The 25,242-nt window shown below is 36.7% G+C and carries 25 protein-coding genes and 3 pseudogenes; 8 read left to right on the forward strand and 20 right to left on the reverse strand.

Annotated elements, in window-relative coordinates:
• Positions 1 to 111: 111 nt before the first annotated feature.
• The 13 genes and pseudogenes from ACHABW_RS17325 to ACHABW_RS17385 all read right to left on the reverse strand — a co-directional run bounded on the left by ACHABW_RS17325 (position 112) and on the right by ACHABW_RS17385 (position 13,213).
• A complete protein-coding gene (locus ACHABW_RS17325; RefSeq protein ID WP_435757031.1) occupies positions 112 to 435 on the reverse strand; it encodes a hypothetical protein in 324 nt (107 codons plus the stop codon).
• Positions 436 to 700: 265 nt separating this feature from the next.
• Positions 701 to 1,657, reverse strand: coding sequence for a bile acid:sodium symporter family protein (locus tag ACHABW_RS17330; RefSeq protein ID WP_435757033.1), 957 nt, complete (start codon positions 1,655 to 1,657; stop codon positions 701 to 703).
• A 98-nt stretch (positions 1,658 to 1,755) separates the two neighbouring features.
• The gene (locus ACHABW_RS17335; protein ID WP_435757035.1) at positions 1,756 to 2,298 is read right to left on the reverse strand and encodes a hypothetical protein; all 543 of its coding nucleotides are present in this window, start codon (positions 2,296 to 2,298) and stop codon (positions 1,756 to 1,758) included.
• A gap of 90 nt (positions 2,299 to 2,388) precedes the next feature.
• Positions 2,389 to 3,924, reverse strand: a complete 1,536-nt coding sequence (locus tag ACHABW_RS17340) for a tagaturonate reductase (RefSeq protein ID WP_435757037.1) — start codon at positions 3,922 to 3,924, stop codon at positions 2,389 to 2,391.
• Between the two features lie 440 nt (positions 3,925 to 4,364).
• Positions 4,365 to 5,189 carry a sugar phosphate isomerase/epimerase family protein gene (locus ACHABW_RS17345; RefSeq protein WP_435757039.1) on the reverse strand — a complete coding sequence of 275 codons (825 nt, stop codon included), beginning with the start codon at positions 5,187 to 5,189 and terminating at the stop codon, positions 4,365 to 4,367.
• A 101-nt stretch (positions 5,190 to 5,290) separates the two neighbouring features.
• Positions 5,291 to 6,286, reverse strand: a complete 996-nt coding sequence (locus ACHABW_RS17350) for a sugar kinase (RefSeq protein ID WP_110934697.1) — start codon at positions 6,284 to 6,286, stop codon at positions 5,291 to 5,293.
• A gap of 5 nt (positions 6,287 to 6,291) precedes the next feature.
• Positions 6,292 to 6,924: a bifunctional 4-hydroxy-2-oxoglutarate aldolase/2-dehydro-3-deoxy-phosphogluconate aldolase gene (locus tag ACHABW_RS17355; protein WP_435757041.1), complete on the reverse strand. Its 633-nt coding sequence runs from the start codon at positions 6,922 to 6,924 to the stop codon at positions 6,292 to 6,294.
• Between the two features lie 152 nt (positions 6,925 to 7,076).
• Positions 7,077 to 7,907, reverse strand: coding sequence for a 5-dehydro-4-deoxy-D-glucuronate isomerase (gene kduI / locus ACHABW_RS17360; protein WP_435757043.1), 831 nt, complete (start codon positions 7,905 to 7,907; stop codon positions 7,077 to 7,079).
• A gap of 190 nt (positions 7,908 to 8,097) precedes the next feature.
• A complete protein-coding gene (locus ACHABW_RS17365) occupies positions 8,098 to 8,394 on the reverse strand; it encodes a glycoside hydrolase family 95-like protein (RefSeq protein WP_435757085.1) in 297 nt (98 codons plus the stop codon).
• A 60-nt stretch (positions 8,395 to 8,454) separates the two neighbouring features.
• Positions 8,455 to 10,379, reverse strand: a pseudogene (locus ACHABW_RS17370) (glycoside hydrolase family 95 protein); the annotation flags it as partial.
• A gap of 17 nt (positions 10,380 to 10,396) precedes the next feature.
• The gene (locus ACHABW_RS17375) at positions 10,397 to 11,413 is read right to left on the reverse strand and encodes a zinc-binding alcohol dehydrogenase family protein (protein WP_435757045.1); all 1,017 of its coding nucleotides are present in this window, start codon (positions 11,411 to 11,413) and stop codon (positions 10,397 to 10,399) included.
• Positions 11,410 to 12,372, reverse strand: a complete 963-nt coding sequence (locus tag ACHABW_RS17380) for an aldo/keto reductase (protein ID WP_435757047.1) — start codon at positions 12,370 to 12,372, stop codon at positions 11,410 to 11,412. Before ACHABW_RS17380 ends, ACHABW_RS17375 begins: the two co-directional genes overlap by 4 nt.
• Before the next feature lies 1 nt (position 12,373).
• Positions 12,374 to 13,213 (reverse strand): amidohydrolase family protein, encoded by an 840-nt coding sequence (locus ACHABW_RS17385; RefSeq protein ID WP_435757049.1) that lies wholly within the window; start codon positions 13,211 to 13,213, stop codon positions 12,374 to 12,376.
• A gap of 143 nt (positions 13,214 to 13,356) precedes the next feature.
• On the opposite strand from ACHABW_RS17385, the gene ACHABW_RS17390 reads away from it, so the two are divergent.
• The 3 genes from ACHABW_RS17390 (at position 13,357) to ACHABW_RS17400 (ending at position 16,004) form a co-directional block, all read left to right on the forward strand.
• Positions 13,357 to 14,211 (forward strand): AraC family transcriptional regulator, encoded by an 855-nt coding sequence (locus ACHABW_RS17390; protein WP_435757051.1) that lies wholly within the window; start codon positions 13,357 to 13,359, stop codon positions 14,209 to 14,211.
• A gap of 193 nt (positions 14,212 to 14,404) precedes the next feature.
• On the forward strand, positions 14,405 to 14,734 hold the full coding sequence (locus ACHABW_RS17395; protein ID WP_435757053.1) for a cyclic-phosphate processing receiver domain-containing protein: 330 nt from the start codon (positions 14,405 to 14,407) through the stop codon (positions 14,732 to 14,734).
• A gap of 442 nt (positions 14,735 to 15,176) precedes the next feature.
• Positions 15,177 to 16,004 (forward strand): squalene/phytoene synthase family protein, encoded by an 828-nt coding sequence (locus ACHABW_RS17400; RefSeq protein WP_435757055.1) that lies wholly within the window; start codon positions 15,177 to 15,179, stop codon positions 16,002 to 16,004.
• 15 nt (positions 16,005 to 16,019) lie between these two features.
• Here the strand turns inward: ACHABW_RS17400 and ACHABW_RS17405 are convergent, their stop codons facing one another.
• Together ACHABW_RS17405 and ACHABW_RS17410 are read right to left on the reverse strand one after the other, a co-directional pair.
• Positions 16,020 to 16,160 carry a hypothetical protein gene (locus tag ACHABW_RS17405; protein ID WP_435757057.1) on the reverse strand — a complete coding sequence of 47 codons (141 nt, stop codon included), beginning with the start codon at positions 16,158 to 16,160 and terminating at the stop codon, positions 16,020 to 16,022.
• 52 nt (positions 16,161 to 16,212) lie between these two features.
• Positions 16,213 to 16,755: a CBO0543 family protein gene (locus ACHABW_RS17410; protein WP_435757059.1), complete on the reverse strand. Its 543-nt coding sequence runs from the start codon at positions 16,753 to 16,755 to the stop codon at positions 16,213 to 16,215.
• A gap of 312 nt (positions 16,756 to 17,067) precedes the next feature.
• Here ACHABW_RS17410 and ACHABW_RS17415 point away from each other — a divergent pair.
• Positions 17,068 to 17,854: pseudogene (locus ACHABW_RS17415) on the forward strand (hypothetical protein).
• Between the two features lie 5 nt (positions 17,855 to 17,859).
• Positions 17,860 to 18,318: a hypothetical protein gene (locus ACHABW_RS17420; protein ID WP_435757061.1), complete on the forward strand. Its 459-nt coding sequence runs from the start codon at positions 17,860 to 17,862 to the stop codon at positions 18,316 to 18,318.
• Between the two features lie 128 nt (positions 18,319 to 18,446).
• Here the strand turns inward: ACHABW_RS17420 and ACHABW_RS17425 are convergent, their stop codons facing one another.
• Positions 18,447 to 19,370, reverse strand: coding sequence for an ROK family protein (locus tag ACHABW_RS17425; RefSeq protein WP_435757063.1), 924 nt, complete (start codon positions 19,368 to 19,370; stop codon positions 18,447 to 18,449).
• Positions 19,371 to 19,424: 54 nt separating this feature from the next.
• Complete coding sequence (locus ACHABW_RS17430) at positions 19,425 to 20,021, reverse strand: YesL family protein (RefSeq protein ID WP_435757065.1); 597 nt, start codon at positions 20,019 to 20,021, stop codon at positions 19,425 to 19,427.
• 266 nt (positions 20,022 to 20,287) lie between these two features.
• On the opposite strand from ACHABW_RS17430, the gene ACHABW_RS17435 reads away from it, so the two are divergent.
• A complete protein-coding gene (locus tag ACHABW_RS17435) occupies positions 20,288 to 21,052 on the forward strand; it encodes a DeoR/GlpR family DNA-binding transcription regulator (RefSeq protein WP_435757067.1) in 765 nt (254 codons plus the stop codon).
• A gap of 124 nt (positions 21,053 to 21,176) precedes the next feature.
• Here the strand turns inward: ACHABW_RS17435 and ACHABW_RS17440 are convergent.
• Together ACHABW_RS17440 and ACHABW_RS17445 are read right to left on the reverse strand one after the other, a co-directional pair.
• A pseudogene (locus ACHABW_RS17440) lies at positions 21,177 to 21,482 on the reverse strand (peroxiredoxin family protein); the annotation flags it as partial.
• A gap of 15 nt (positions 21,483 to 21,497) precedes the next feature.
• Positions 21,498 to 21,695, reverse strand: coding sequence for a hypothetical protein (locus ACHABW_RS17445; RefSeq protein ID WP_110934680.1), 198 nt, complete (start codon positions 21,693 to 21,695; stop codon positions 21,498 to 21,500).
• Positions 21,696 to 22,161: 466 nt separating this feature from the next.
• Here ACHABW_RS17445 and ric point away from each other — a divergent pair, with 466 nt between their 5' ends.
• Both ric and ACHABW_RS17455 read left to right on the forward strand, forming a co-directional pair.
• Complete coding sequence (gene ric, locus ACHABW_RS17450) at positions 22,162 to 22,872, forward strand: iron-sulfur cluster repair di-iron protein (RefSeq protein WP_435757069.1); 711 nt, start codon at positions 22,162 to 22,164, stop codon at positions 22,870 to 22,872.
• A gap of 135 nt (positions 22,873 to 23,007) precedes the next feature.
• On the forward strand, positions 23,008 to 24,162 hold the full coding sequence (locus tag ACHABW_RS17455) for an MFS transporter (RefSeq protein ID WP_435757087.1): 1,155 nt from the start codon (positions 23,008 to 23,010) through the stop codon (positions 24,160 to 24,162).
• A gap of 159 nt (positions 24,163 to 24,321) precedes the next feature.
• Here the strand turns inward: ACHABW_RS17455 and ACHABW_RS17460 are convergent, their stop codons facing one another.
• On the reverse strand, positions 24,322 to 24,993 hold the full coding sequence (locus tag ACHABW_RS17460) for a hypothetical protein (RefSeq protein ID WP_435757071.1): 672 nt from the start codon (positions 24,991 to 24,993) through the stop codon (positions 24,322 to 24,324).
• Between the last annotated feature and the right edge of the window lie 249 nt (positions 24,994 to 25,242).

A 25,242-nucleotide genomic window follows, 5' to 3' on the forward strand; every position in this document is an offset into this window, starting at 1 on the left:
AGCCCCTGAACTTCACTATAGATTCAGGAGAACTATAATGCTCCATTGGAATGTCAACATAGTTATGCTTCGTAATGGGAAGGTCTGCCCAATACCAAAAGGGATCGATTCCTAAATATGTCTCACAAGATAAAGTAACCCATAAATTATTCCTAGATCATCTTCACCCGAAATTTCCATGACTAACTGCTGATCAACATCCTCGTAAAATTTAATTTGATAGCTTTCCGGCCGTCCTAGTGATTCTTCTTTAGCTGCATATGTAAGACGAAGAATACTCCCTGAAGACGTATCATGAATCTTAGGTTCTTTTCCAAAGACAATTGTCATATCTCGGCAAAATATATCTAATCCGTGTTGTACAGCTTTAGAATATTCTCGTGGTGGATCGATTACTGTATGTTCTGTTAATCTATAGTATTGACCTTTCCACATCTGATCACCCCGTCCTTAGTAAGCGATTTCATTTAACAAAAAACGCGTAGCATCTTTTGTTAAATTCAGCGTGATCTTTAAAGCCACCATCATTTAAGCATCAAGGACGAACTTCCCTTGATGCATGTGGCGTAAAGACAGCTGTCAACTAACTTTCAATGAAAAATTTCAAAGAGGAATAGCTATTATTCTTATACATCTAATTTAGCAAACTATATTTATCAAGCCAAGACCTTCTCCTTATTTTATTGTAAACCAAATCATTTTATTGTTTTTTTGAATCTATCTTATTCTCAACACTGAACTTTATCAGAGCCTTCCCCATAAATGAAGCTAATAATTGCTGAAACAGTGTTCCAATAACAACTGGTAGAGCGACAGCTGCAGGGAAATATACTACTGCAAGCGCAGATCCAACTCCAATGTTACGCATCCCTGTACAAAACATCACAGCGATTAACTTTTGAAAACTAAATTTAAACAATTTCGCCAGAACAAAACCTATCATATAAGCAATAACAGATATCAAAAAAATCAATCCAGTAATGATCACCACATTACTTTGTAAAGGAATAAAATAAGGAGCTACTACTGACCCATTAATTAAAATCACAGTTAACAAACAAAACTTCGCAATGAGATCAAGAGAAATTTGATAATTTACAAATTCTTTTCCTGTAAAATGATTTACAAGAATACCTAAAATAGAAGGAATGACAATCATTTGGATGAGCCCCCATACTAAGGCCGGTATATCAAATGATACGGAAGTTTGAAATAGAAGGTATAACGTTATTGGAATAAATATTGGCGCTGCTAACGTATTGATAAATACAATCGTTAAAGCTAAGGATGTATCACCTTTATAGATGGATACCCAAAGTAAACTTGCGATTGCTGTAGGAATGATAAAAGCTAACACAATTCCAACCAGCGTCATCGGATCATCAGAAAAAAATAAACTTCCAATACCATATGCTAATAAAGGAACAATGATTTGTAGTGCAATAATACAAAGGATGATTGGCAATGGAGACCTTATGGTTCTAACCAGTTCCATCGGCGCGATCTTTGTGCTGCTCGCAAACGTAATGATCATGAATAACCAGGGAACAATGAATGTCCAATTTCCAATCCATGAAGAGGCTGAGATACCAACAAATAAAACGATAGGAGTCACTATCGCCATTCTCTCATTCAAAAATAGATTTACTTTATCCATGATCTTTTTCACTCCAGGTTGCGATTATATTTAACACAGATAAAGGGACTGAAAAGTTATACTCAATTTTTCAATCCCTTCGACATTTTTTCAACTAATCAATCCTGTTTAACCAAAAACTCCAAGACTTCCTTTGACAGTTCTTCATTATCTACATAGACTGGAATGAATCCGCCTACTTGATGCTCTAATTCCAATCCTAGTTCTTGAATAACAGTTGTATCATTATTTATCGGTAATACATACAGTTCCTCTTCTCCAGTTTCTGGATTCCTTTGCAGATAAGGTTCTTTCATGGAGCCCTTAATTGAAATAGGAGCAATGTTATCTAACTGAAGTATTCCATCGGGATTAGCAGTAGCATCTAATAAATGTTCATCAACTATTAGAAGAACACCTTGGTGTGCCGCAATTTCCATAAATAATTTTTCCAGCATAGGAACTTGAAAAACTATTGAGAAATTTTCCTCATCGATCTCTGGCATCCGTTCTAGAATCTGTTTTTCGATTTCTTCTTCATCAATCTTTTCGTTCAACTCTTCCGTAAAAAACAAAACAGTAAATTCTTCTTCTTCATTTCCACATGCGCTCAGTAAGAAGGCGCTGCCAGCAAATATTAATATTATCATCAGTTTTTTCATGTTCTTCACCCTAGCTCTATAAGTTGGGTTTATTGTATCATATTTTGGTAATCTAATAGAGCTGTAATACTAGTTATTTTTTAGGGATATTTAATTTACCTCATTCCCCTTCTCAGCGAGTAATTCTTTCACAGAAGAGGACATCCCTTTGTTTTGAATTTGCTTTAAATAATCTTCTGTCAGTTGAGTAAGCCCCTCTATTTTCGTAAGATCTTCTCCCCAAATGAGCTCATATCTTAAAACATTGTTAATAAGTTCGAGTAATGTAATCTCTTCATTTTTGACTTTTATCCACCAGTTTTCTAAGGATAATAGTACTTCCTCTTTTTCATTAAGCGGATACAGCTGTTCGTTTCGTTGTCCATAAAAACTATCTTCTTCTTGTTTTTCAGGACGATAATAAGCAATTAATGCTGCTAACGAAAATACAATTGTTTTTGGCAGTTCGTCATACTGCTCTGTGTACTTTTTTAGGGTTGGAATTAATCGAGAATTAAACTTGTAAAAAGCATTCAAACCTATGTCGGTTAAATAATGCTTATTAAAAGGGTTAAGAAAACGCTCCTTGACCTCTTCTACAAACTTTGTTTTTTCTTCTTTCGGCATATCAACTGTTGGAAGAATTTCATCGAATCCTGATTGAACAAACTCACTTAAATGGTTATCTTCCATTACCCCCAAAACCGTATCAATTCCATAAAGATAACCAACTGAAAACATCATCGTATGTGGTCCGTTTAATAGTCTAACCTTTAATTCTCTATAAGGTGTAATATCTCCCCAATTTACATTTATCCCGGCTTGATGCAAGGGCAACGCCTCTTTTACAGTGTTATTTCCATCAATCGCTAACATATGATAAGGTTCTCCAACCGTTAATGCAAGATCGCTATAGCCAAGTGAATTCTCATATTCTTTAATGGAATCCTTTGGATAGCCAGTTACGATCCGATCTACTAATGTATCGCAAAATTGATTATTCTGTTCTACCCAACTTTTAAAATCATCTGATAAATTCCAGTCACTTGCTTTTCTCAACACAATTTCCTTCAGCCTTGTACCGTTTTCTTCAATTAATTCGCACGGAATAATCGTTAACCCGCTAGTTTTTCTGTCTTGTATTTTTTGATAGCGTTCATATAAGAACACAGTTAATTTCCCGGGAAAGGATTCTGGCACCTCATTAAGGGATGGATAAGCTTCTTCACTATACGTAATTCCAGCTTCGGTTGTATTAGAGAAAATGAACGAAAGCTCAGAAGAGGCAGCTATCTCAAGGATATTATTCCACTCATTTTTTGCATTTAATATGCGTGATACAGATGAGATAATCTCACTTTGATTAACAATTTCTCCGTCTTTTCTACCTTTTAATATAACCGTGTATAATGCATCTTGTTCTTTTAATTTCTCCATAGTTCCACCGACGGAATTCGGCTGTATAATTGCTACAGACCCGTTGAAAAGACCTTGTTTGTTCAGTTGATGGATCATCCAGTCCAAATACCCGCGAAGGAAATTCCCCCCACCAAATTGTATTGCTTTTTCAGGTAAATTTGCTATTCTCTCATCAATAACGTCCTCAGATATTTCTTTTCTCGACATAGCGGCGTTTAATCGTTCCATTGTAACTCCTCCTTTTATCTAAGAAAAACGCGTAGCGTCTTTTATTACATACAGCGTCAGCTTCCGCCGCCGCGGGTAGCACCTACGTTTTGCGTGTAGGTGCTACCCGAAATGAGTCTGGTTTCTCTTGACACTTGTGGCGTAAAGATAGCTGTCAATTTATAAATTATCTTTTAAAAATCATCTTTTTTAAAAGACTATGTTTCTAAAAGATGTCTAAAAATAACAACGTTGTTATTTTTAGGAGTAGATGAGTAATCGCTCAGCAGCTACAGACCCCGCAGATACAAGTGTTGCTTATCAGAAGGTTGTTCACGCTTAATTAATTCACTCCAGATGAATGCTTTCCGCGGACACCTCTTCAGCGCTCTTTCGGAAATCTGTTCCGTGGGGTCTTAAACTGACTATTCTATTTCACACAACTCACAATGAACATTGTCCTAGTTACGAAGCTTATATTGAATGTTTTCAATAAATGTTTTAGAGTCCAATAACTCTTCTTTTTTACATTCTTCCATAATAATTGGTGCAAATGGCTTGTATTGCTCTAATAATTGCAGGTATTTTTCGTAATTCATTGTACCTTGACCGGCAGGTAACACATCGAGAGTTTTTCCATTCCATTTTCTATCTTTTGCGTGAGCGGCTATAATACGGTTACCGAGTAATGAGAAAGCTTCCTCTATTACTTGGTCTTGATGATTAAAATTCTGTTCATCCATTAAATTTCCCGGATCTAATACGACTCCAATATTTGAAGAAGGAACCTCATCCAAAAGCTGTTTTAATTCTGGAGCTGTACCAATTAAATGACCATTCGCAGCTTCTATTCCGAGATAGACTCCCCACTTCTCCGCTTCCTCAGTGAGTTCTTCAATAGATTGCACTAAGGTTTTCCAATCGCTTGCTTCTACTTTGCCATCTGGTTTTCCAACTTCCGCTGCTACCATTGGAGCACCCATGAATTTTGCATGTCGGATAAGTTCTTTGAATCTTTCCAAATTTTCTCTTCTAACCTTTTCATCTCTTTCAAATAAGTGTAAATAGCAAGCTAAAACCGAAATAGACACGCCATTTTTATTAAAAGCATCTCCTATTTTTTGTGCGAAATTAGGTGTTAATAAACCAGGTTTAGAGAAATCATAATCATCTATCCCCTTCCAAAGCGCTAATTGAACATGATCAAAGCCATATTCACCTATATTCGATGCTAGTTCCTTATAAGGTAATTTTCCAAATAAATGTGCAAGAACACCAACTGACATACATATTTCTCTCCTTTGTAATCCTTCACTATTTTTTAAGTAGTAAGATTCTGAGATACTATTGGAATTTAAACTTTTAAAGAGGGAAGTGGTTTTGCTACCTATCTAGTTGTATGTTGTTTCCCCTCGGCTAGACTCTCGACTTCTGCAAGTGTAGGCGAACCTTCCCAATCACCTTTAAATTGAGTTGCCAATGCTCCCATAAGATTTGCTCGTTTGATCGCTTTCGGCACACTCTTGTTTAAAGATTCATCCGCAAGCGGAGTTTCTGAATCCAGGATGACGGATAATAAACCAGCAGCAAAAGCATCTCCTGCTCCTACGGTATCTACTATATGATCTATTTTATAAACCTCTTCCTTTTTTTGTTCCTGTCCATATTGAATCAGAGAACCTCGTGTACCTAGTTTTAAGACGACCACTTTCGGCCCCATTTGCTGGAATAAATGTAAATAATCCGCTTCTTGTTTTTCCCCTAAAAGGAACTCCGCTTCATCCAACCCTGGCATGAAAATATCACATAAAGGAATGAGTGAGAGCAGCGTTTCTTTTGCTTTTTCTTCACTCCATAGCTTTTTCCGAAGATTAGGATCAAACGAAACCGTTAAACCACTGGCTTTCGCTTGCTTCATCGATTCCTTGATCATCTCTGTAGTGTATTCCCCTAAAGCCGGAGTAATTCCAGTTACGTGTAAATGCTTAGCACCTTCAAACCAAGTTTCGGCAATATCTTGTTTTGATAACATACTTGCGGCTGAATTTTTACGATAATAATATACGTTTGGATCTCCATAACCTTTTGACTCTTTGAAAAAAACAGCCGTCTGGTTTTCCGGATCCTTAATTACTTGAGAAATATCGACCCCTTCACCAGCTAGTGTAGACAAAATAATATCAGCAAAAGGATCATTTCCTAACCGGCTTATCCAACGGGTTCTTTTGCCAAGTCGGGACAAAGCTAAAGCTACATTGGATTCTGCTCCTCCGACTGACTTCGCATATAAAGGCGCATAAGTAATTGTCCCCTCTGGCATCGGCTGAAACAAGACCATGCTTTCGCCAATCGTAACAACATCTACTTGATTTCCATTTGCCATATGGGTTACCCCTCCTGCGCTTTATCGATATATTGTTTTGCTAGTTTAATGATTTCCTCATACTTGCCTTGTTGAATAAGCGATTTATTTACGAGGTTCCCTCCTAGGCCAGCTGCAATTGCTCCCTGAGAAAAATAGTGATTCATGTTATCAATGGTTATACCACCAGTTACCATCATTGGTATATGGGGAAGAGGGCCCCGAATATTTTTCAAGTAGTCATCTCCCATTGAACCAATTGGAAAGACCTTAACTGCTGATGCTCCCATCTCATATGCGCGAACAATTTCCGTCGGTGTCAACGTTCCCGGCCAAACTTCGATACCTTTTGACACCCCGTAATCGATAACTGCTTCATCTAAATTAGGAGAAACAATATACTTTGAACCTGCCGCTACGGCATCTTTAGCCATATCCAGGTTTAACACAGTCCCGGCACCTATACTTAACTTATCTCCATACTTCTCATTCATTTCACTGATCATTTTCAAAGCACCATCTGTGTTCAAGGTTACTTCAAGAAAATGAACCCCTCCATCTAAAAGCGCCTGAGCCGTTGGGTCTCCTTGCTCATATGAAATCCCTCGAATAATTGCAACAATCTTTTTAGCTTGTAGTTGTTCTACTAGATTAGCCATAATCAACCTCTTTTTCGTGTTTTTGTTTATTTTAACATGGAACGCTTACATTTTAATAGAAGTAATCTATTAATTTAGATTTTTCCTACTAAATAGAAAGAAATCGCACCTGCATGAATTTATAAACAGGTACGACAAATGTAATTAATTGATTATTTTAAATCATCCATTGGAACAAAATCCATGTCCTTAAACGTATAATTTTCTCCGGCCATCGCCCAAATAAATGTATAGTTATTTGTTCCAACACCTGAATGAATGGACCACGGTGGTGATAAGATTGCTTGTTCATTTTTCACTAATAAATGACGAGTTTCATCGGGTCTGCCCATAAAATGGAACACTCGCGATTCTTCTTCCATATCAAAATAGAGATATACTTCTGCTCTGCGGTCATGAACATGGGCAGGCATTGTATTCCACATGTTATTAGGCTCTAGTAACGTCATTCCCATCATTAACTGACAGCTTTGAATTCCTTCACCATGAATATATTTATAGATTGTACGATTGTTAGATTCTGCATCTGATCCGAGCTTGGTAGGTGCTGCATCACTAATCGGAAGTTTCTTCGTTGGATATTCCTTATGCGCATTAGCTGAAACAAAATATAGCCTTGCAGGATTTGAAGGATCCTCACTGTGGAATGTAACATCCTTTTTTCCTAAACCTATATAAAGACAATCACGTTTGTTTAATTCAAATTCCTCACCATCAACAACAACTTTCCCTTTTGGTCCAATGTTAACGATACCAATTTCACGGCGTTCTAAAAAATACTCCGTCCGAAGAGCATCCCCCGCATCTAACTTTAGAGTTTTATTGGTAGGAATAACCCCTCCTACTACTACACGATCATAATGAGAATAAACCATGTTGAGTTCCCCCGTTTGAAACAGAGACTCTATCATGAATTCTTTTTTAATTTTATCCGTCGTATACTGCTTGAAATCTTCCGGATTTGTTGCATGTCTAATTTCCATTTAACATTCTCCTCTCAAAAAATAATCGATAATTGATTCTAAACTGATTGTTTTAGTTTGTTTTTGTTCGTTATAGTTCGATTATAACAAGGGCTTTAGAAAATGGCAACCGATAGGTTAGAAAAGAGAGAGGTTAGCGAAAATAACTGGTCAGTCACTTTAAGATATGAACTAGCTACTGCCTTTTAAGCTATTCATGCAATATCATATAATCTTTCCCGATCTTTGTTTGAAATTGGTAAACATTATTTTCTAGTTTATCTACTTTAACTTCTCCTTTTTCATCGATTATTTTTATTGATCCCTTCACTCTTAAAGTGCATTTGTTTCCTTTTAATGAACGAACCTTACCACGCAGAAGCGTATGATTACTCCATTCCATATCAACTTCAAATGCCCCTTTTGTTCGTAAACCTTTAACTGTTCCTGATGACCATTTTTTTGGTAACCCCGGGAGAAGATGTATTTCTCCAGCGTGGCTTTGCATTAATGTTTCTATAATTCCTGCTGCACCTCCAAAATTTCCATCAATTTGGAAAGGAGGATGATTATCAAATAAATTCGGTAGCGTCGAAGAAGATAGTAACTCCATCATATTTTCGTATGCTAAATCACCTTCACCTAAACGTGCCCACATATTAATAATCCAAGCCCTGCTCCATCCTGTATGGCCTCCACCATGTGATAGGCGTCTTTCTAACGTTATTTTTGCAGCATCTGCCAAATCCGGTGTTTTCGTAGGGGTAATCTGATCTCCTGGGTGCAACGCAAAAAGGTGAGATATATGCCGATGTCCAGGATCTGCCTCTTCGTAGTCCTCTAACCATTCTTGAATTTGTCCGTATTTGCCAATCTTAAAAGGTGGAAGTTTTTCTCGTGATTTTCTCAATTCATTTTGAAATTCATTATCCTTTTCAAGGATCTCACTCGCTTTTATGCAACTTGTGAATAAAGCGTAAATAATTTGACTATCCATTGATGGCGCTTCGCAGAGCGTTCCTTTTTCACCATTTGGCAGTATATACATATTTTCTGGTGAAACAGATGGAGTCGTTATAAGCAATCCATCTTTATTTTCGACCAAAAAGTCCACAAAAAACAATGACGCTTCTTTAAGTGTTTCATAAGCGTTTTCCAGAAATTCTATATCCTCTGTAAATTCATAGTGCTCCCATAAATGCAAACTCATCCACGCTGCCCCTAATGGCCATATGGTAGCCGGCATATAAATATCCTGAGGGGCTGTATCACCCCAGATATCCGTATTATGATGAGCTGTAAAACCGCGACAGCCATACATCTTTTTAGCGGTAACCCTTCCTGGTTTTCTCATCGACTCTATATGGTTAAATAAGGGTTTATGGCACTCGGATAGCTGACAAACTTCTGCCGGCCAATAATTCATCTCTACATTGTCGTGTATTTACTATCCCAAGGTGGAATCATTTTCTCATTCCAAATCCCTTGGAGAGTTGCTGGTAGTGAGTTCGGGCGACTAGATGATATTAATAAGTAACGGCCAAAATCAAAATACAGGTTGATTAAATCATCATCCTCTTCCCCATTTTTTACACGTTCCAATCTTTCATCAGTTGCTAATTGGTGAAAACTTTCTTCCTCACCTATCCGTAAATCAACACGGTCAAAGAGTGATTGGTAATCTTCTAGATGTGTTTGCAATAAAGAAGCATATTTTTTATTTAAAGCACGTCGGAGAGTGTTGACACACTGCGCCTCGACACTTTCAAAACGATAAGATGTTGCTGCTGTTAAGAGCAACGTAACTGCATCTGCATTTTCAACAATAAGTCTGTTACCAATGACTTTTACAGTCCCATTCTCAGGAATTGCTTGCACAACACTTTGAAAGGAAATCCCTCCTTGACCACCCGTCACTCCCCTCATTACGATTTTACCCGAAGACAACCCTTCCAAACTATCGATATTTCTCGTTTTACCGCGATCATAAAAAGTTTGAAAAGAAATGGATTCTTTTACGGAAGAAGTAAGTCTTATAACCATCACTTGATCAGGATAACTGGTGTAAACTTCCCGCTTATAATCGATGTTGTTCATTGTATACTCTACTCGAACGATACCGGTTTTCATATCTAGTTCTCTATGGTAATCCGAGATATTATTTTCACTATCTGTCAAGGTTAAGAATAATTCTCCTAATGGTTCATAATGACGCTGGGACGATGGCAAGCCTGGAAACGAAAGCTTTGCTAAATCTTCTGCTTCTTTAAGTTTCCCATCTGACAATAGTTTTCTAACCTCAGGTAAATACAATAAAGCATCTGGATTATTTCGATCTCGAGGTCCGCCATACCATACAGAATCCTCATTTAATTGAATTTTTTCAGTCTCAACAGTTCCAAATACCATCCCACCGAGTCGTCCGTTCCCAATCGGCAATGCTTCATTCCATTCTTTAGCAGGGGCTTTGTACCAAAGTTTTTTATGTCTCATGTCTTCAACCTCCTTGATTAATTTAACTCTACAACAGCTTTTATCACGTTTGAGTCTGTTTTTAACCAACTTGGAAAAGTCTTAATCACGTTGTGAAAAGATGTTCGATGTGTGATAAAAGCAGAAATATCAATGTTTCGTTTCTTCAAAACATCATGGACGAATTGAAAATCTTCCAAAGTGGCGTTTCGACTTCCCAATAATGTTGTTTCACGTTTATGAAAATCCGGATCATAAAATTGGATAGGTTGTTTGACAAGACCTACATATATAAGTTGTCCTCCATAGGATATGTAATTAAAAGCGGTTTCCATCGATTGTTTATTTCCCGTTGCGTCAAATACAGTCGGAACAAACATTCCGTTTGTGATGCATGTCAGTTCTTCGGCGGGAGCCCCTAGAGCATCTATTGTCTCCTCGACCCCCAACCAATCTTCACAAAATTTTAGCCGCTGTTTATTAACATCCATAGCCATAACTTTTGCACCAATTTCTTTAGCTAATAGCATTACTCCTAAACCGATAGGTCCGGCCCCAATTACAAGAATCTCATCCCCTTCCTCTATTTTGGCCCTCCTGATTGCATGAGCGCCTATAGCTAGTGGTTCTAGTAATACAGCTTCATCCAGTGTCAAATCATTAATCTGAATTAAATTCTGCAGTGGCACGGCAAGGTATTCCTGCATACCTCCATCTTTGTGCACCCCAATTACTTTCAACCTTGCGCAACAATTTGTTTTTCCTAGTTTACATGCTGCACAATTTTCACAATGGAGATACGGAATAATTGCTACTTGATCCCCTTTTTCAAAATTTGATTCCTTCTGGTAAACTTCTTCAATCGTTCCTGATAATTCATGCCCAAGAATTCTAGGGTAGGTAAAAAGAGGTTGGTCTCCTTTAAAAGCGTGCAAATCCGTTCCACAAATACCAATACGTTGAATTTTTACCAGTGCATGTTTTGGAGCCAGGAGTGGTTTCTCTACATCTATGAAAGAAAGTCTCTCAGGTTCATTACATATTATTTGCTTCATAGATATTCTCCTCCGAGTCGAGAAACTCTCTGATGGTAGTCAGGCTTTCCACTAGGCCATGTTCTATTTTTAATAGGGGCTAGGATAGAAAGAACCTCTTGAAGTAAACTCTCATTAACCGTCTCTTCCATCCACTCTATATTTTTCTGCATATTCTTTACACTTGCACTCCTCACTAACGTTGTTGGTATTTGTTCATTTCTTGTAGAAAATTGAATGGCAAGCTTGGCGATGTCTTCACCATGAGTTAAGCAGTAGTCTGCAGCTTTTTTACAAGTACGAATAATCTCTTGATCTGCAGGGTGCCATGCAGGAGTTTCTTTGGAATGTAGAAGTCCCATAGATAAAGGCGACGCATTAACCACACCTACTTGGTTGCTAATTGAGGCGGGAATCAGTTCTAGTAATGACGTATCATTTAAAGAATAATGGCAATACGATAGAATCACATCCAAGTTCGTTTCATCCATTGCTTTTTTTAAGAGTGGTAAAGGAAGGGCAGATACACCAAAAAATCTAATATAGCCCTGTTCTTTTAAATGTTGAAGTGCCAGGATACCTTCTTCGATCACTTCGGCATAGCTTCCGAACTCTATATCATGTAAATAAAGAATATCTAGGTAATCCGTATTTAATCGATGTAGACTTTCCTGTACACTTTTAATAATCCGGTCATAGGAGAAATCAAACAAATCCCCACCATATCTGCCAGCTTTCGAGGATAAAAATATTTTGTCTCGAGGAAGCTCCTTTAGTGCTTTTCCTAGTACAATCTCTGCCTTTGTTGCGCCGTAATAAGGCGATACATCGATATAATTCATCCCTGCGTCAACTGCAGCATGTACGGTATTTATTCCTTCTTTTTCATCAATATCCCGAAAGACAGACCCCAGGGAAGATGCTCCAAAACTCAAGGGCGAAACAAAAAGTCCAGTTTTTCCTAAAGCTCTATACTTCAAATTAATCACCTTCCCCTAATTTATAGAATTCGTATGCATTTGTTCCGAAAAGTAGTTCCATTTCATGTTTGCTAAGCTTTTCACGTAAACTTTCTTCTATAATCGTAATGACATCCGTATAACTACCGGCTAACAAACATACCGGCCAGTCGCTTCCCATCATGATTCGGTGAGAACCAAAGCACTCTATGATGTGATCAATATAAGGTTTAAAATCATCTGTTTTCCAATTTGGTCGGGATTCCGTAATCATTCCTGATATTTTGCAAAAGAGCTCCGGATAGGATGATAAGGCTTTCATTTCTTCACACCAAGGATGTAAGAGTTGCCTGTGAATATCAGGTTTGCCTAAATGGTCAATGACACCTCGCAGATTCGGTACTTCCTCCATCAGTTTTACGAGGGTTCCCAGTTGTTGATGAGTTACAAGTATATCTATTGGCAAACCGATGTTAGCAAAATAGGTAAAAGCCTCTAAGTATCGTTGATTTAAAACAATTGTTTCATCTTCCATATCTTGCATCATGATCCTAATGCCTAAAAACTTAGAATTTGACTGAAAGCTTTTAAGCTGCTCTTTGTAATTGTCCTTTTCTAGATCCAACCAACCTACTATTCCTGCAATAGAATCTTCCTTATTACCTAATTTTAATAGAAACTCTGTTTCTGAAATACTTGCTGCTGCCTGAACAAGAATTGTCCGATCAATATTATGATCAAATAACTCATTTTTTAAATCACTAGGATAAAAGTTGCGATAAAGCAATGAAAGATCTTGTGTGATCCATCCGTAGTCATCACGTGAGATATCCCAGTAATGCTGGTGGGCATCTATTCTCATAGCACAACCTCCAATTGTATTTCCATTTATCATACCATCAATCAAAAGATACATTTATAGCTATAACCGTTTACTTTATACCTTTTTTTGATATGATGAGATTTAGCCTTAACATAATTTCCTAAACGAAAGAGGACATGAAAATGACCGTTATTCGTAAGAAAATGCCTGAACATAATCTCCTTCCTTTCTTCCTTGTATATAAAGATACAAAAGAAGCTCAACAAGAATTACCTAATCACCTTCATGATTGGCATGAAATCATATATATTCATCAAGGCAGTGGAACATTTTATATTAGCCCTGAATTCTACGAGGTGAATGCAGGTAATTTATTAGTTGTTCCCGCAAACACAGTACATTTCACCTCACCCAATGCTTCTAAGTTGATCACATCTACGGCCTTATTTTTTAAACCTGAACTAGTTACTAAATTTCAATTTTTCAATGATCTTGCTTACACTAAGCTTTTTCAATCCAATGAAGAAGATCAATCAAATTTTTTTTACACTTTTTCAGCAAAGCATAGCATTGAATTAGAACACCAATTATCGAACTTAAATGAAGAAAATATAGAAATGGGATCTGACTACAAACAAGCTGTAATATTACAACTACATCTGTTTCTTATAGACATTCACCGGTATTCTGTTCCCAACACAAAAAATGAAAAGTTGAATCAAACACCTTGGATACAGGAAGCTATTCAATTCATTGATAGCAATTTAGTTTGTTCACTATCTTTAGAGATATTAGCTAAAAGAGCAGCTGTTTCCTCCTCACATTTCAGCAGAGTCTTTAAGTTTCATATCGGAATGAATATTAATGAATTCATTCGTATGAAAAGAATTTCCCTCGCTAAAAAATTACTTAGCGAGGAAAGTGACACTATTGAAGCAATTGCGAGAAATTCAGGGTTTACAAGTATGCCTCATTTTTTTAGGACTTTTAAGAAATACACAAAACTCACTCCAAGAGAGTTCCGCAAAAAACAGTGAATTTTCAAAATCGAGAACTTTCAAAACAAATCTCCCACCCTGTAGTAATTGACCTGAAACAGATCTTAATTTAGTATCTTATATTAGTAAGAACCCTTTATATAAAGGGTTCTTACTAGGTATATTCAAATATACATGTATTAACACAGAGAATAATATGTTAATATTTTAAGTGAACATGAGAGGAGGCAGTATGGATAAAATCAATGTATTTCTTGATGATTACCGGACGTGCCCAGTAGATTATTTTCTCGTGGAAACAATTGATGATTGTCTTCTAATGATGAAGGATAATGAAATAAACCATCTATCATTAGATCATGACTTAGAAAATAAGTATCGTAATGGTTTCATGCTTGTGGAAATGATGGTCGCCAAACAACTTTTTGCGGAGAGTATTACGATTCACTCAGCAAATGCAGGTGCCGGAAAAGCGATGTATAAGTACTTAAAAAGCGCTCAAGATGAATGGAAAATGCCGCAGAACATTATCATAAAATTACGTCCACTACCTTTAAGATAGGAACGATTTGTTGAATCTTGTCCTACTATAATGAACACTTCAAACAATTCTTTTACCTAGACTTATTACTATCATGCACTTAAACGGGTTAATGACCGTTATGTATCCGTTTAGGTGCTTCATACATATCCTCATTATTTTATTTCCTTCCAATTGCAAATATCATATCTCTTCCTTCATTCAGCCTTCGCTAAAGTTAATTGATTCATCTAAACCTTTTATTTTTAATAACCTATTTCATAAATACTTATAACGAAACAGTTGATTAGTATCATACGAAAATGATAAAGTTGATTTCAGTTTATGGATGGAGATAATAAATTGTCATTTATTATCTATGACTTCAAGCCTCAAATTAGTTATAATAGAGTATAGAAATTGAAATCAATGAGACAGCATCAATCTAATTTGATGAAGAAAGATGTCTGAGGGGGAGAATAAGTTGAGTAACGAAAAGCAATTGCAAAAAGAAGCTATGCATATGTTAAAGCTCACTAGCAGAACTTTTTACATACCGATCACTCTTCTAGAACCTACATTAAAAAAGGCTGTAGCCTCCGCGTATTTGTGTATGCGTGCGATAGATGAAATTGAAGATAATGAAATACTTGATTCAGCAACAAAACAACATTTGTTAAAAGAGACAAGTCTTCTTTTAAAGAACACCTTTGACAATGAAGCTTACACTCAATTACTAGCTCCATATAAAAGCCTTCTTCCCGAAGTGACAGTAAGACTTGGTGATTGGCTTGCCTTCTGTCCCACTGGTATAGTTGAAAAAGTAAAAGAGTCAACAAGTACGATGGCCGAGGGTATGGCACTTTGGGCAAAGAAAAACTGGCATATAAAAACAAAAGAAGATCTAAATGATTATACGTACTATGTAGCCGGCTTAGTTGGTGTCATGCTTTCAGACATTTGGGAATGGCGCGATGGCACCAAAACAGACAGAGAATTTGCGATAGGTTATGGCCGTGGTTTGCAAACAGTTAATATTTTACGCAATATCGAGGAAGATAAAGAACGCGGTGTTTCTTTTATACCTTATGGTTGGGACATCGATGATACGTTCCAATACGCAGAGAATAATTTGGCGTTAGGTGATGAATACATGAAAGATATAAACAGCCGGAGTATCCTCGTATTTTGTAAGATTCCGTTAGAATTAGCAAAGAAAACACTTAAAGCATTGAAAAGCGGCAGAGAAAAGATGTCCAGAACTGAAGTAGAAGAAACTGTAGATGAGATTCGCAAGGTAAATCAGCGATAAAATTGAATCACTTTTTTATTCGATGGCCAAAGTAGCCATCAAAAAGGGAACTGTCACGTAAACCATGTGACAGTTCCCTTTTTCTTTTTTTCTCTCACCGAGTTCTGCAGGAATAGAAACAATCTGTTTGCATGTGACATATAATCGCGTACCCATTGAAGCATTGCCTACTGAAGGCGTCCACCTCGAACGGATCCAATACCTTCCTCTATAAAAACTTCGTTTCTAACCGATCAACTAGCCATTTCAACACTACCGCAATAACAACATATATAGGCCCGGCATACCAAAGCTTCCATTGTAACGGAATAAAAATATCCACTTTCACAAATGCTGGTTCAGCTACAAAAACTGCAAAAAAAGCTAAAAGTATCAAGAAAATACTATAAGCTAACCAAGATTTAGCATATTGATACAAAAGCATATAACTTACTGGAACGATCGCGATATCAACCGTATATAACTGATCTAAAGAAGAATATAGATTATAAGGATATACCCAAAATCCTAATGTAGCACCTATATCATCCAGTAATAATGCTAACGTGCTTGCACTCAACCCTATCACTAAAATCGATTTTATCCGTTTGCGATCCACCACAATTACCCAGATCATCCATAGGGCAATAGTAATTATTAAAAGAATCCACCATTGATAGGAAAAAAGAACATTTTCAAAAAAGTGCTCTTTTTGTGAATAAGTATAGTTTTCCTTTACTTCAATAATATCATTTATAATTTCGGGATTCATTCATATAAGTCACCTTTCCAATGCTATTTATCCTCTATGTTTTGTATTCTAAAATAATATATACATTGCAAAATAATTTCAAGGATAAATGGTGTTTTTAAGGAAAACCTATCCTTTAACAAGGGACTTTTTTTAAAGATAAGAATTTATAAAATTAGCAGCTGTCTTTACGCTACAAGTATCAAGGGAAAACCACATCCATTCGAGTAGCACCTACACACACTACGTAGGTGCTACTCGGGGGGTGGCTTAAAGATCACGCTGTATTTAATAAAAGACGGCTATGCCGTTTTTCTTATAGGGGTTTTTTATATGGATAATTATAGAAATGATAACACTGCAAGGCGATATACCGCTCACGTTAGCATTCTTGGTACAACACAATTACACAAAAGAAACCCTTATGCCATTGCCTGGTGGAGCGCAGCTTTTCCAGGCTTCGGACACTTACTTTTATCTAAGTACCTTCGTGGATTCGTACTTTTTATCTGGGAAGTTATTGTAAATGTTCAAGCGCATATTAATTTATCAATTGCTTATTCCTTTCAAGGGAATTTCGAATCGGCAATAAGTGTGTTAGATACGAGGTGGGTTATTATATACGCCTGTTTATTTTTTTGGCATATGGGATAGCTATCGAACAACAGTAGACTTGAACAAAATCTATATCCTTGCAGAGCGGGAGCAGCATACCTTCAATACATTTAGTATTGGGGCACTGGAAATTAATTATCTGGACAAAAGAAATCCTGTCGTGTCAGCTATGTGGTCATTATTTATTCCAGGTTTAGGTCAGCTTTATATTCATAGAATTGTTACGGCTTTTTTTGTGATAATTTGGACTGTCGTGTTCTTTTACTTTTCTCATGCCCTTGAAGCCATAGTTTTCTTATTTTTAGGGGATATTCAACAGTCAACCGCAGTTTTAAATGTCCAATGGTTTTTATTCTTACCCTCAACATACGGTTTTTCAATCTATGATTCCTATGTAAATACAATAGAAAATAATAAACTTTTTGAAAAAGAGCAACGGAAATTTCTGCAAGAAAATTATCAGCATCAAAGTTTCCGAATTTCACAAGGAAAAAAGGTGACGTAATCATTATGCAATTGTTGTCCACTTTCGAAAACAACATTTATTTAGAAATGGCCATTTCGATACTTGAAAAGAAAGGGATAAAAAAAGAAAAAATCTATGCAGTCCCGCTGGATAATCGTGTTGAAGAACGGAAGCTTTTTGACAGTATTCATAAGTCAGATGGTACCTCTATGATTGATATAGCAGCAGCACTCGCAACCGCTTTTTCAGTTGTAGGTGCGAGTATGGGTTTTGAATTGGCATGGGGCCCTATTTTTTGTGGATTAATCGCTGCATTCATTGGCTTCGTCATAGGATTTGCGATTAGACTCTATACGGAATTTATCCTTAAGAAGCGAAGGAGAGTTCTAAGAGGAAAACAATCTGAGGTCATTCTCATTATTGAATGTGAAGATACAGAAGGCGATTTAGTGGAAAGTATTTTATGGGAACACCTGGCTTTGGGTGTAGACAAAGTAGTTTGAATATGTTCCCCTACAAAAAATAGCAGTCTTTTATATCCATTTTGTTTCACTGATTCATGGAGCGCTTTTAGAAATGCAGTAGAATCGGTGTGCCGCATAGAGAAGTTACGAGTCCTCTCTATAACTCCTCAATAATTAGCGTGGATGAGTGAAGCTGCCCCGATGAGTCCTGAATTTTGTTGAAGTCCCGCTGGCACAATTTCTGTTGTTCTTCCGGAAGGATTCAAGGCAAATTTCGATACATAGTTTTTAATAGCCTGGAACAATGGATCTCCTATCTGGGATACACCGCCTCCGATAACGATTTTTTCCGGATCAAGCATGTTAATCAGAGCCACGCATCCCATCCCAATATATTCAAAGGATTGCTCGACCAAGTGTTGCATTTCTCGGTTACCTTTGTCTGCTAGTTCAAAAACTTCTTGCGTTGTGAGGCTCTGACCTTGAAGTTCAGAGCCTCTTCGGGCAATAGCTGTTCCAGATGCAATAAATTCCCAACATCCTTTTTGCCCGCAAGAACATGTCCCTCTAGATGGATCGATGACGATATGTCCGATATCTCCTGCATTTCCTGATGTTCCTTGGAAAAGCTTGGAATCGGAGAAAAAGCCCGCACCTATGCCAGTGCTGATCGTTAAATAAACGAAATCTTTACTATCGGTAGCAGCACCTATCCATTTTTCTGCAACAGCTGCTGCATTTGCATCATTTTCTAATATGATCTTTGTTCCTGATTGAAAATAGTCCTGCAAGTTTTTTACTAGGTAATAGTCCCACCATCCGGGTAAATTAGGAGGAGCAGTAATGATTCCTTTTTTAGGATTTAGAGGACCAGGTGCTCCAATGCCTATCCCACGTAAATCACTTGCGGTCAACTTACTTTCTTTCAATAATTGATTCACAGATGCAGCAATTTTTTTCACCATTTGATCTGGTGTTGCTAGTTTATCCATTTTGATCGTTTCACTTTTATGTATTTCACCAAAGCTATCTACTATACCGCTTGCAATTTTAGTTCCACCGATATCAATCCCTACCGCATACTCTTTCATCGTCAAATTTCTCCTTTACTTATTTTATTCTTGCTCTTTTTTAGCTTCCATTTTTTAAAATGTTACCATTGCGAACCACATGATGCATAGACTTGTCGTACTTATCGCAAAAAAGAAAAGTAGGGCAGGAAATTTCAAAGTAAGATAAAAAATAATAATCGTTCCTGCAAGCATCGCAAAAACCATATGCGGAAACGAAATACTAATAAGCATCATATATTTTAAATAGGTAAAAGTTTTAAGGTCAAAATGTACAAGCACAGGGAACAGGAAAAAAGACATCAAAATAAAGATACATACAGCGATATAAAATACTCCCATTAAAAAATAAAACGTTGTTCCTTCAAACGTAATGATAAACGAATAGTCGATATAAAGTATCCACCCGACAAAAGCCATTCCTAACGTAAAGAAATTTGCTCGCAAAAACTCCGTTCGATATGAACGCCAAAATGTCGGAAAAATCGCTATCTCCACGTCTTCCGTGATCCACTTTCTTGTTACAGCAAACGTTGCTGCCGTTGCTGGACCTAAGCCAAGCACGACTAACCCGACTAATGTAAATACAACCCAAAGAATATTTAAATAGGCTAATCTCATAATCCACTCTGTTAATTTATAAAAACCACCAATTAATCCTTTATTGTCCATACAATCAACTTCCTTTTACAGCTTCTTTAGATTTATTAAGTTCTGATCGATTTAAGTGAGACGCCGCAGAGCATTTAGCTCGAAGATACTCGTTGATCATCCATACGAAAACCTGCATGGAAGAGCTATCTTTAATTTAACACATCACGCAGTGTAAAAATACGCAATATTAACTTATCAAGACACTATTTGTTCCGTAATGTTTACAAACATTCATTATTGTTCATATAATAGAGGGATACAATACGCGCTTACGGAGGGAAACAATGCTTTCAGTGGAACGTCACGAAAAAATCTTACATCAACTAGATAAGAATACCATTATTAAAGTGTCTGACTTGAGCGCACTGCTTCAAGTCACGGAAAAAACGATTCGGATTGATTTAGAAACATTAGAGAAAAACGGACTTTTAAAACGAATTCATGGTGGGGCAACCATTCTAGAGGAAGAGAATCCAATTTTGCCAATTAAAAAAAGACAATTGCAACATGGGGAAGTGAAGAATGCAATTGCAGAAGAAGCGTTGAAAATGATTCAAGAAAACGACACCTTGTTAATTGACGGTGGAAGTACTACACAAGCACTTGCAGCATTATTAGGCGACTTCCCTGTCACTGTTATCACAAATGATATTAACATCGCTTACGAGTTGTTAACGAAAGAACGTGTCCAGTTAATGATGGTAGGTGGCACCCGGATTGGGACTTCTGGTTCTCTTTTTGGATCCGAAGCCTCTAATCTTCTAAAACGAATTCGGGTGAACAACATCTTTTTTGGGACAACTGGAATTTCTCTTGAAAATGGTCTTACGGTGCTTAATGGCATCCACGCCGATTGGAAAAAAGAGGCTCTTTCTTGTTCCGAACATGTTACTCTCTTAGCTGACGCAACGAAGTTTGAAAAGGATGCACTCATTCAATTTGCCAGTGTCGAAGATCTTAGTCATATTATTACGGATGTTTCTCTCAATAATGATCTCTATCAAAAGTTTTTGCAATCAGGAGTTCCTGTAACTAGAGCTAGTTTTTAATTTCATACATCTTTATCATCAAAGGTTGTTTGGAAGAATTACCGCTCCCTTTCCGCGGATGATCCGCAGGAGTCTCGCGGATTCTTCCAAACAACATTTTTTTATATGGAAGAAGAAAACTCCCTTAAAGGTCTTCTAAAATTCCCGATAATTCCTCAAAGTTGTCTCCTACTAAATAATCAATCCTAGTAGTCATCTTTTCAGTCTCGGGATTAACAGCGGTAAAACCTCGGTAAACTGCTTCTTCTTCCAGTTCAATGAAGCCAAATTCAACTCCCACTGCGTAATCTGTATCTGACAGCACCGGAAATTCCAATCCATTCACTTCTCGAAGTGTTAAGTGGCTTTCTGGATCACTTGGACTAATCGCATAAACCGAATAACCAAGTTCTTCAATTTCTTCTAACTTTGAGTTCAGCTGAACTAGCTGAGATAAACATTGTTGTCAGGTGACTCCAGTAAAATACAGGTACAATGCTTTTTCATCAGTAAAAATATCAACTTCCTCTCCTGCCGAATTCAACAGAGTAAAGTCATAGTCATCAGCATTATATTCACTTCCGGATTCATCATCAGAAGCACAAGCTGTAACAATTAATAAGAATAATACAGCACTTATGCCACGAAACATTAATTTCTTCATTATTTAACCCCTTTCTTGAATTACTATATCCTAGATTACCATTTAAACGAAGATCTTCACAAGGAAACAGGATGTTATAAACATTGTGACTATAAGAAAAACGGCAGAGCCGTCTTTCATTAAATACAGCGTGATCTTTAGCCACCATCACTTAAGTATCAAGGATGGGTTTCCCTTGATACTTGTGGCGTAAAGATAGCTGCCAATTTTATAAATTATCTTTTAAAAAAGACATAGTTCATTGAATGTTATTTTTAGGAAGGGTATTTACTTGAATTTGGTTACTTTAATTAGAACAGTGTGTTTGCTCGAATCCGCTCACCAGGGTCTCAAGGATTCTTAAAAAACAAAGTTCGGATTTTATAGAGACCTATAAATAATAATATTTCTAGTTTGTGATGTAAATCACAGCTACACTAAAACGAATACGATACATTTAACTTACAAGAAAAAAGGAGGAATTTATATGGAAGCTGTATTTAATGAAACTACAAAAACTGGTGATATTGTTACCCGTTTTCCTAAAGCTAGTCAAGTTTTTAAAGAATATCGAATTGATTTTTGTTGCGGTGGAAACCGTCCAATCGGCGAAGCCATTAAAGAAAAAAATCTAGACGGAACAGAAGTCTTAACAACACTAAATACATTATACAAAGAAGCAAAACGATTGAATAATCAAAACACGAATTGGAACGAAGCAACTTACTCCACGTTAATTGACCATATTATAAATATACATCACGCTTATCTAAATGATGTTTTGCCTGAATTAAGCAGATTTTTGACAAAAGTATACCGAGTACACGGGGAACGACATCCTGAATTGGAAGCTGTTTTCAACCTGTTTCATAAGCTTAAAATGGAATTGGAACATCATTTGATTCAAGAAGAAGAAAGAGTTTTTCCAAAGATACTTGCTTATGAAAAAAATGGATCTAAGTCAGATTTGGATGCTGCCCTTGGAACGATTGAAGTGTTGGAGTCAGAACATGAAGCTGATGGAGATATTTTAAAAGAACTTCGATCAGTAACGAATGATTACTTGCTGCCTGAAGGTGCTTGCACTACGTATACCTTAACCTACCTTAAATTAGATGAGGTTGAATCAGATTTATTTCAGCACATTCACCTTGAAAACAATATCCTATTTCCACGCCTGGCAAACGAAGCATTATAAAAACGGTTAGCATTTATAAATACACGGAGGGAAACCCTTCGTGTATTTTTTGTATTATTCACGGTTAATCTAAGTGATTACGTTTATTTCTATACCGCTTTTTGTGGTATGATGACTTCAAATATTTCGCTTGAGGTGAAACCATTGAAATTACTTTACATCATTATTGCAGTAGCATTTATCGATACATTTTCTCAGTTGCCTATTATCGCACCTTTTTCCAGCAGTCTTGGTGCAACTCCACTCTTGATAGGTATTATCATTGGAATGTACTCGTTTTCTAATATTATCGGCAATATATTATCAGGAATTTGGACTGATAAAATTGGCCCGAAGAAGGTTCTTTGCATCGGAATGCTTACAGTCGGAGTGATTGTCTTCTTTTACTCCGTTGTCACTACCCCATATCAGTTATTATTCGTCCGATTTTTACACGGAATAGCAGGAGGATTTATTGTTCCCGCAGCATTTACTTTCTTTGGCTCTAAAGATAAACGAAAATCTAATGGAAAAACAATGGCCTTTTCCGGTGCCTCTGTGGGAACTGCTGCAATCCTAGGTCCAGCTGCCGGAGCATTAATTAGTGCCAGACTCGGGTTTGATTGGCTCTTTTATATCATTGCTTCAGCGATGATCTTTTTCGGGTTACTTGCCGTATTTTTCTTAAAAGACAAACCGAATACAGGTGAGGAAACTTCTATAAAATCACAAGAAATAAAGCCTGTCACTAAGACTGGTTTTACTCTTTTTAAAAAACCGCTTCTTCACGCATACATATCCATTTTCTTACTTCTTTTCACACTAGGAGTTCTAACATATTCACTACCTCTAAAGGTAGAAGCACTTCTGATCAGCTCGGAGATAACAGGTATTCTATTAAGTGCCTTTGGAACGGTGGCCATATTATTTTTTCTTCTTCCTACGAATAAATTATTTGATAAGCTGAATAAGTCATTACTGATGAACTACGGACTAGCAACGATAGCTTTGGCCTTATTCCTTCTTTCATTATCATCCACTCTGATCCATATGGTATTTGCAATGGTGGTTTACGGAATAGGATTTGCCTTACTTTTCCCGTCTACTAGTGCGACTGTCATCGAGTTTTCAAAGGAAAAGGAACGAGGAAAAGCATTTGGAGTCTTTTATTCTTGTTTCTCCTTAGGTGTTGTTGGTGGCTCATTTTTTGCCGGATCTCTGGCACTCACTCCTTCTTCGTCTTTTTTAGTGAGTGCACTTTTGCTAGTCATTATTGTTTCAGCATTATTTCTATCTAAGAAAAACGCGTAGCGTCTTTTGTTAAATAACTAAGAATCAAATATCTATTTTGTTGCTATATTATTATGGAAGGTCGTTTGGAAGAATGACCGCTCTCTTTCCGTGGATTCTTCGTTTACGTAACCGTTATTGTTACTGGACTAATAGTAAAGCAAAAACCTCGTATCCATGTCAGGCATGATTACGAGGTTTATTCATTTTACTCTTTTCTTTCCACTTCTTCACAACACTCAAAGATCCAATAATACTAAACAAATAGCTTAGAATAACGCCATGCATAATGACTCCGAAAATAGTCAGTAAGGTAATGATTACTGTTCCAACTGTTGTTTGCGGATCAATCGTTGAATAACCGAAAAAAACTAGAGATGCGAGGCCACCTATAAATGCATCAACATAACTTTCTAACCCTGGTTCTAGTAGATATAACGGAATAATACTTGCAAATAAAACGAAAAAAACTCCAGGTATAATGTGTGAAAAGTGTTGCTTTCGTATTTTTTCTATCACTGGTTTTGTATAGTATTTTGTAATTACTTTTAATCTTAAAAAATGAAGAATTCTTGCAATCCTTGCCATTTGAAATATCGCATCTAAGGGGATAATGGCAATGATGATAAATGGATTACTTTTAATAAACTGCAATTTATTCTCGACACGATAGATTCTATATAGGAAATCAACGAAAAATATCGCCCACGTTCCCCATATAATCACGGAATCATATTTCGTTTGATACCAAATGGTTGCCACTGCACCTATAGCCAATATGACCATACAGCCTTCATAAATCAATTCGAGAATGCCCTTTCTTTCCTTTTCATAATCTGGTTCCTGTATCATACGGTTCCCCTTCAAGAAAAATAATATATTCTCTTACTTTATCACATTAGCTTCTCTCTCATTGATAAACAACGAAATACTTTAAATAATTTCACATAATCTTTTTTTTGTTACTAAGGAACTAGATTAATCGCTCGAATATCATCAGTTTTTGAATAATTAACAGTTTAACTAGTCTTTTCCATGTAAATTAGTGGAACTTTTAAAAGGGTGTTTCTTTAACTGTGTTATACTGGGATTCGAGAGAAA

It is taken from the genome of Salipaludibacillus sp. CF4.18, assembly GCF_051262595.1.
Taxonomy (GTDB): domain Bacteria; phylum Bacillota; class Bacilli; order Bacillales; family Salisediminibacteriaceae; genus Salipaludibacillus; species Salipaludibacillus neizhouensis.

Excerpts from the sequence above, each read along its gene's own strand:
- ACHABW_RS17325 (WP_435757031.1), bottom strand. The coding sequence starts at position 435 with ATGTGGAAAGGTCAATACTATAGATTAACAGAACATACAGTAATCGAT.
- ACHABW_RS17330 (WP_435757033.1), bottom strand. The coding sequence starts at position 1,657 with ATGGATAAAGTAAATCTATTTTTGAATGAGAGAATGGCGATAGTGACT.
- ACHABW_RS17335 (WP_435757035.1), bottom strand. The coding sequence starts at position 2,298 with ATGAAAAAACTGATGATAATATTAATATTTGCTGGCAGCGCCTTCTTA.
- ACHABW_RS17340 (WP_435757037.1), bottom strand. The coding sequence starts at position 3,924 with ATGGAACGATTAAACGCCGCTATGTCGAGAAAAGAAATATCTGAGGAC.
- ACHABW_RS17345 (WP_435757039.1), bottom strand. The coding sequence starts at position 5,189 with ATGTCAGTTGGTGTTCTTGCACATTTATTTGGAAAATTACCTTATAAG.
- ACHABW_RS17350 (WP_110934697.1), bottom strand. The coding sequence starts at position 6,286 with ATGGCAAATGGAAATCAAGTAGATGTTGTTACGATTGGCGAAAGCATG.
- ACHABW_RS17355 (WP_435757041.1), bottom strand. The coding sequence starts at position 6,924 with ATGGCTAATCTAGTAGAACAACTACAAGCTAAAAAGATTGTTGCAATT.
- kduI (WP_435757043.1), bottom strand. The coding sequence starts at position 7,907 with ATGGAAATTAGACATGCAACAAATCCGGAAGATTTCAAGCAGTATACG.
- ACHABW_RS17365 (WP_435757085.1), bottom strand. The coding sequence starts at position 8,394 with ATGCAAAGCCACGCTGGAGAAATACATCTTCTCCCGGGGTTACCAAAA.
- ACHABW_RS17375 (WP_435757045.1), bottom strand. The coding sequence starts at position 11,413 with ATGAAGCAAATAATATGTAATGAACCTGAGAGACTTTCTTTCATAGAT.
- ACHABW_RS17385 (WP_435757049.1), bottom strand. The coding sequence starts at position 13,213 with ATGAGAATAGATGCCCACCAGCATTACTGGGATATCTCACGTGATGAC.
- ACHABW_RS17390 (WP_435757051.1), top strand. The coding sequence starts at position 13,357 with ATGACCGTTATTCGTAAGAAAATGCCTGAACATAATCTCCTTCCTTTC.
- ACHABW_RS17395 (WP_435757053.1), top strand. The coding sequence starts at position 14,405 with ATGGATAAAATCAATGTATTTCTTGATGATTACCGGACGTGCCCAGTA.
- ACHABW_RS17405 (WP_435757057.1), bottom strand. The coding sequence starts at position 16,160 with ATGGGTACGCGATTATATGTCACATGCAAACAGATTGTTTCTATTCCT.
- ACHABW_RS17410 (WP_435757059.1), bottom strand. The coding sequence starts at position 16,755 with ATGAATCCCGAAATTATAAATGATATTATTGAAGTAAAGGAAAACTAT.
- ACHABW_RS17420 (WP_435757061.1), top strand. The coding sequence starts at position 17,860 with ATGCAATTGTTGTCCACTTTCGAAAACAACATTTATTTAGAAATGGCC.
- ACHABW_RS17425 (WP_435757063.1), bottom strand. The coding sequence starts at position 19,370 with ATGAAAGAGTATGCGGTAGGGATTGATATCGGTGGAACTAAAATTGCA.
- ACHABW_RS17430 (WP_435757065.1), bottom strand. The coding sequence starts at position 20,021 with ATGGACAATAAAGGATTAATTGGTGGTTTTTATAAATTAACAGAGTGG.
- ACHABW_RS17435 (WP_435757067.1), top strand. The coding sequence starts at position 20,288 with ATGCTTTCAGTGGAACGTCACGAAAAAATCTTACATCAACTAGATAAG.
- ACHABW_RS17445 (WP_110934680.1), bottom strand. The coding sequence starts at position 21,695 with ATGAAGAAATTAATGTTTCGTGGCATAAGTGCTGTATTATTCTTATTA.
- ric (WP_435757069.1), top strand. The coding sequence starts at position 22,162 with ATGGAAGCTGTATTTAATGAAACTACAAAAACTGGTGATATTGTTACC.
- ACHABW_RS17460 (WP_435757071.1), bottom strand. The coding sequence starts at position 24,993 with ATGATACAGGAACCAGATTATGAAAAGGAAAGAAAGGGCATTCTCGAA.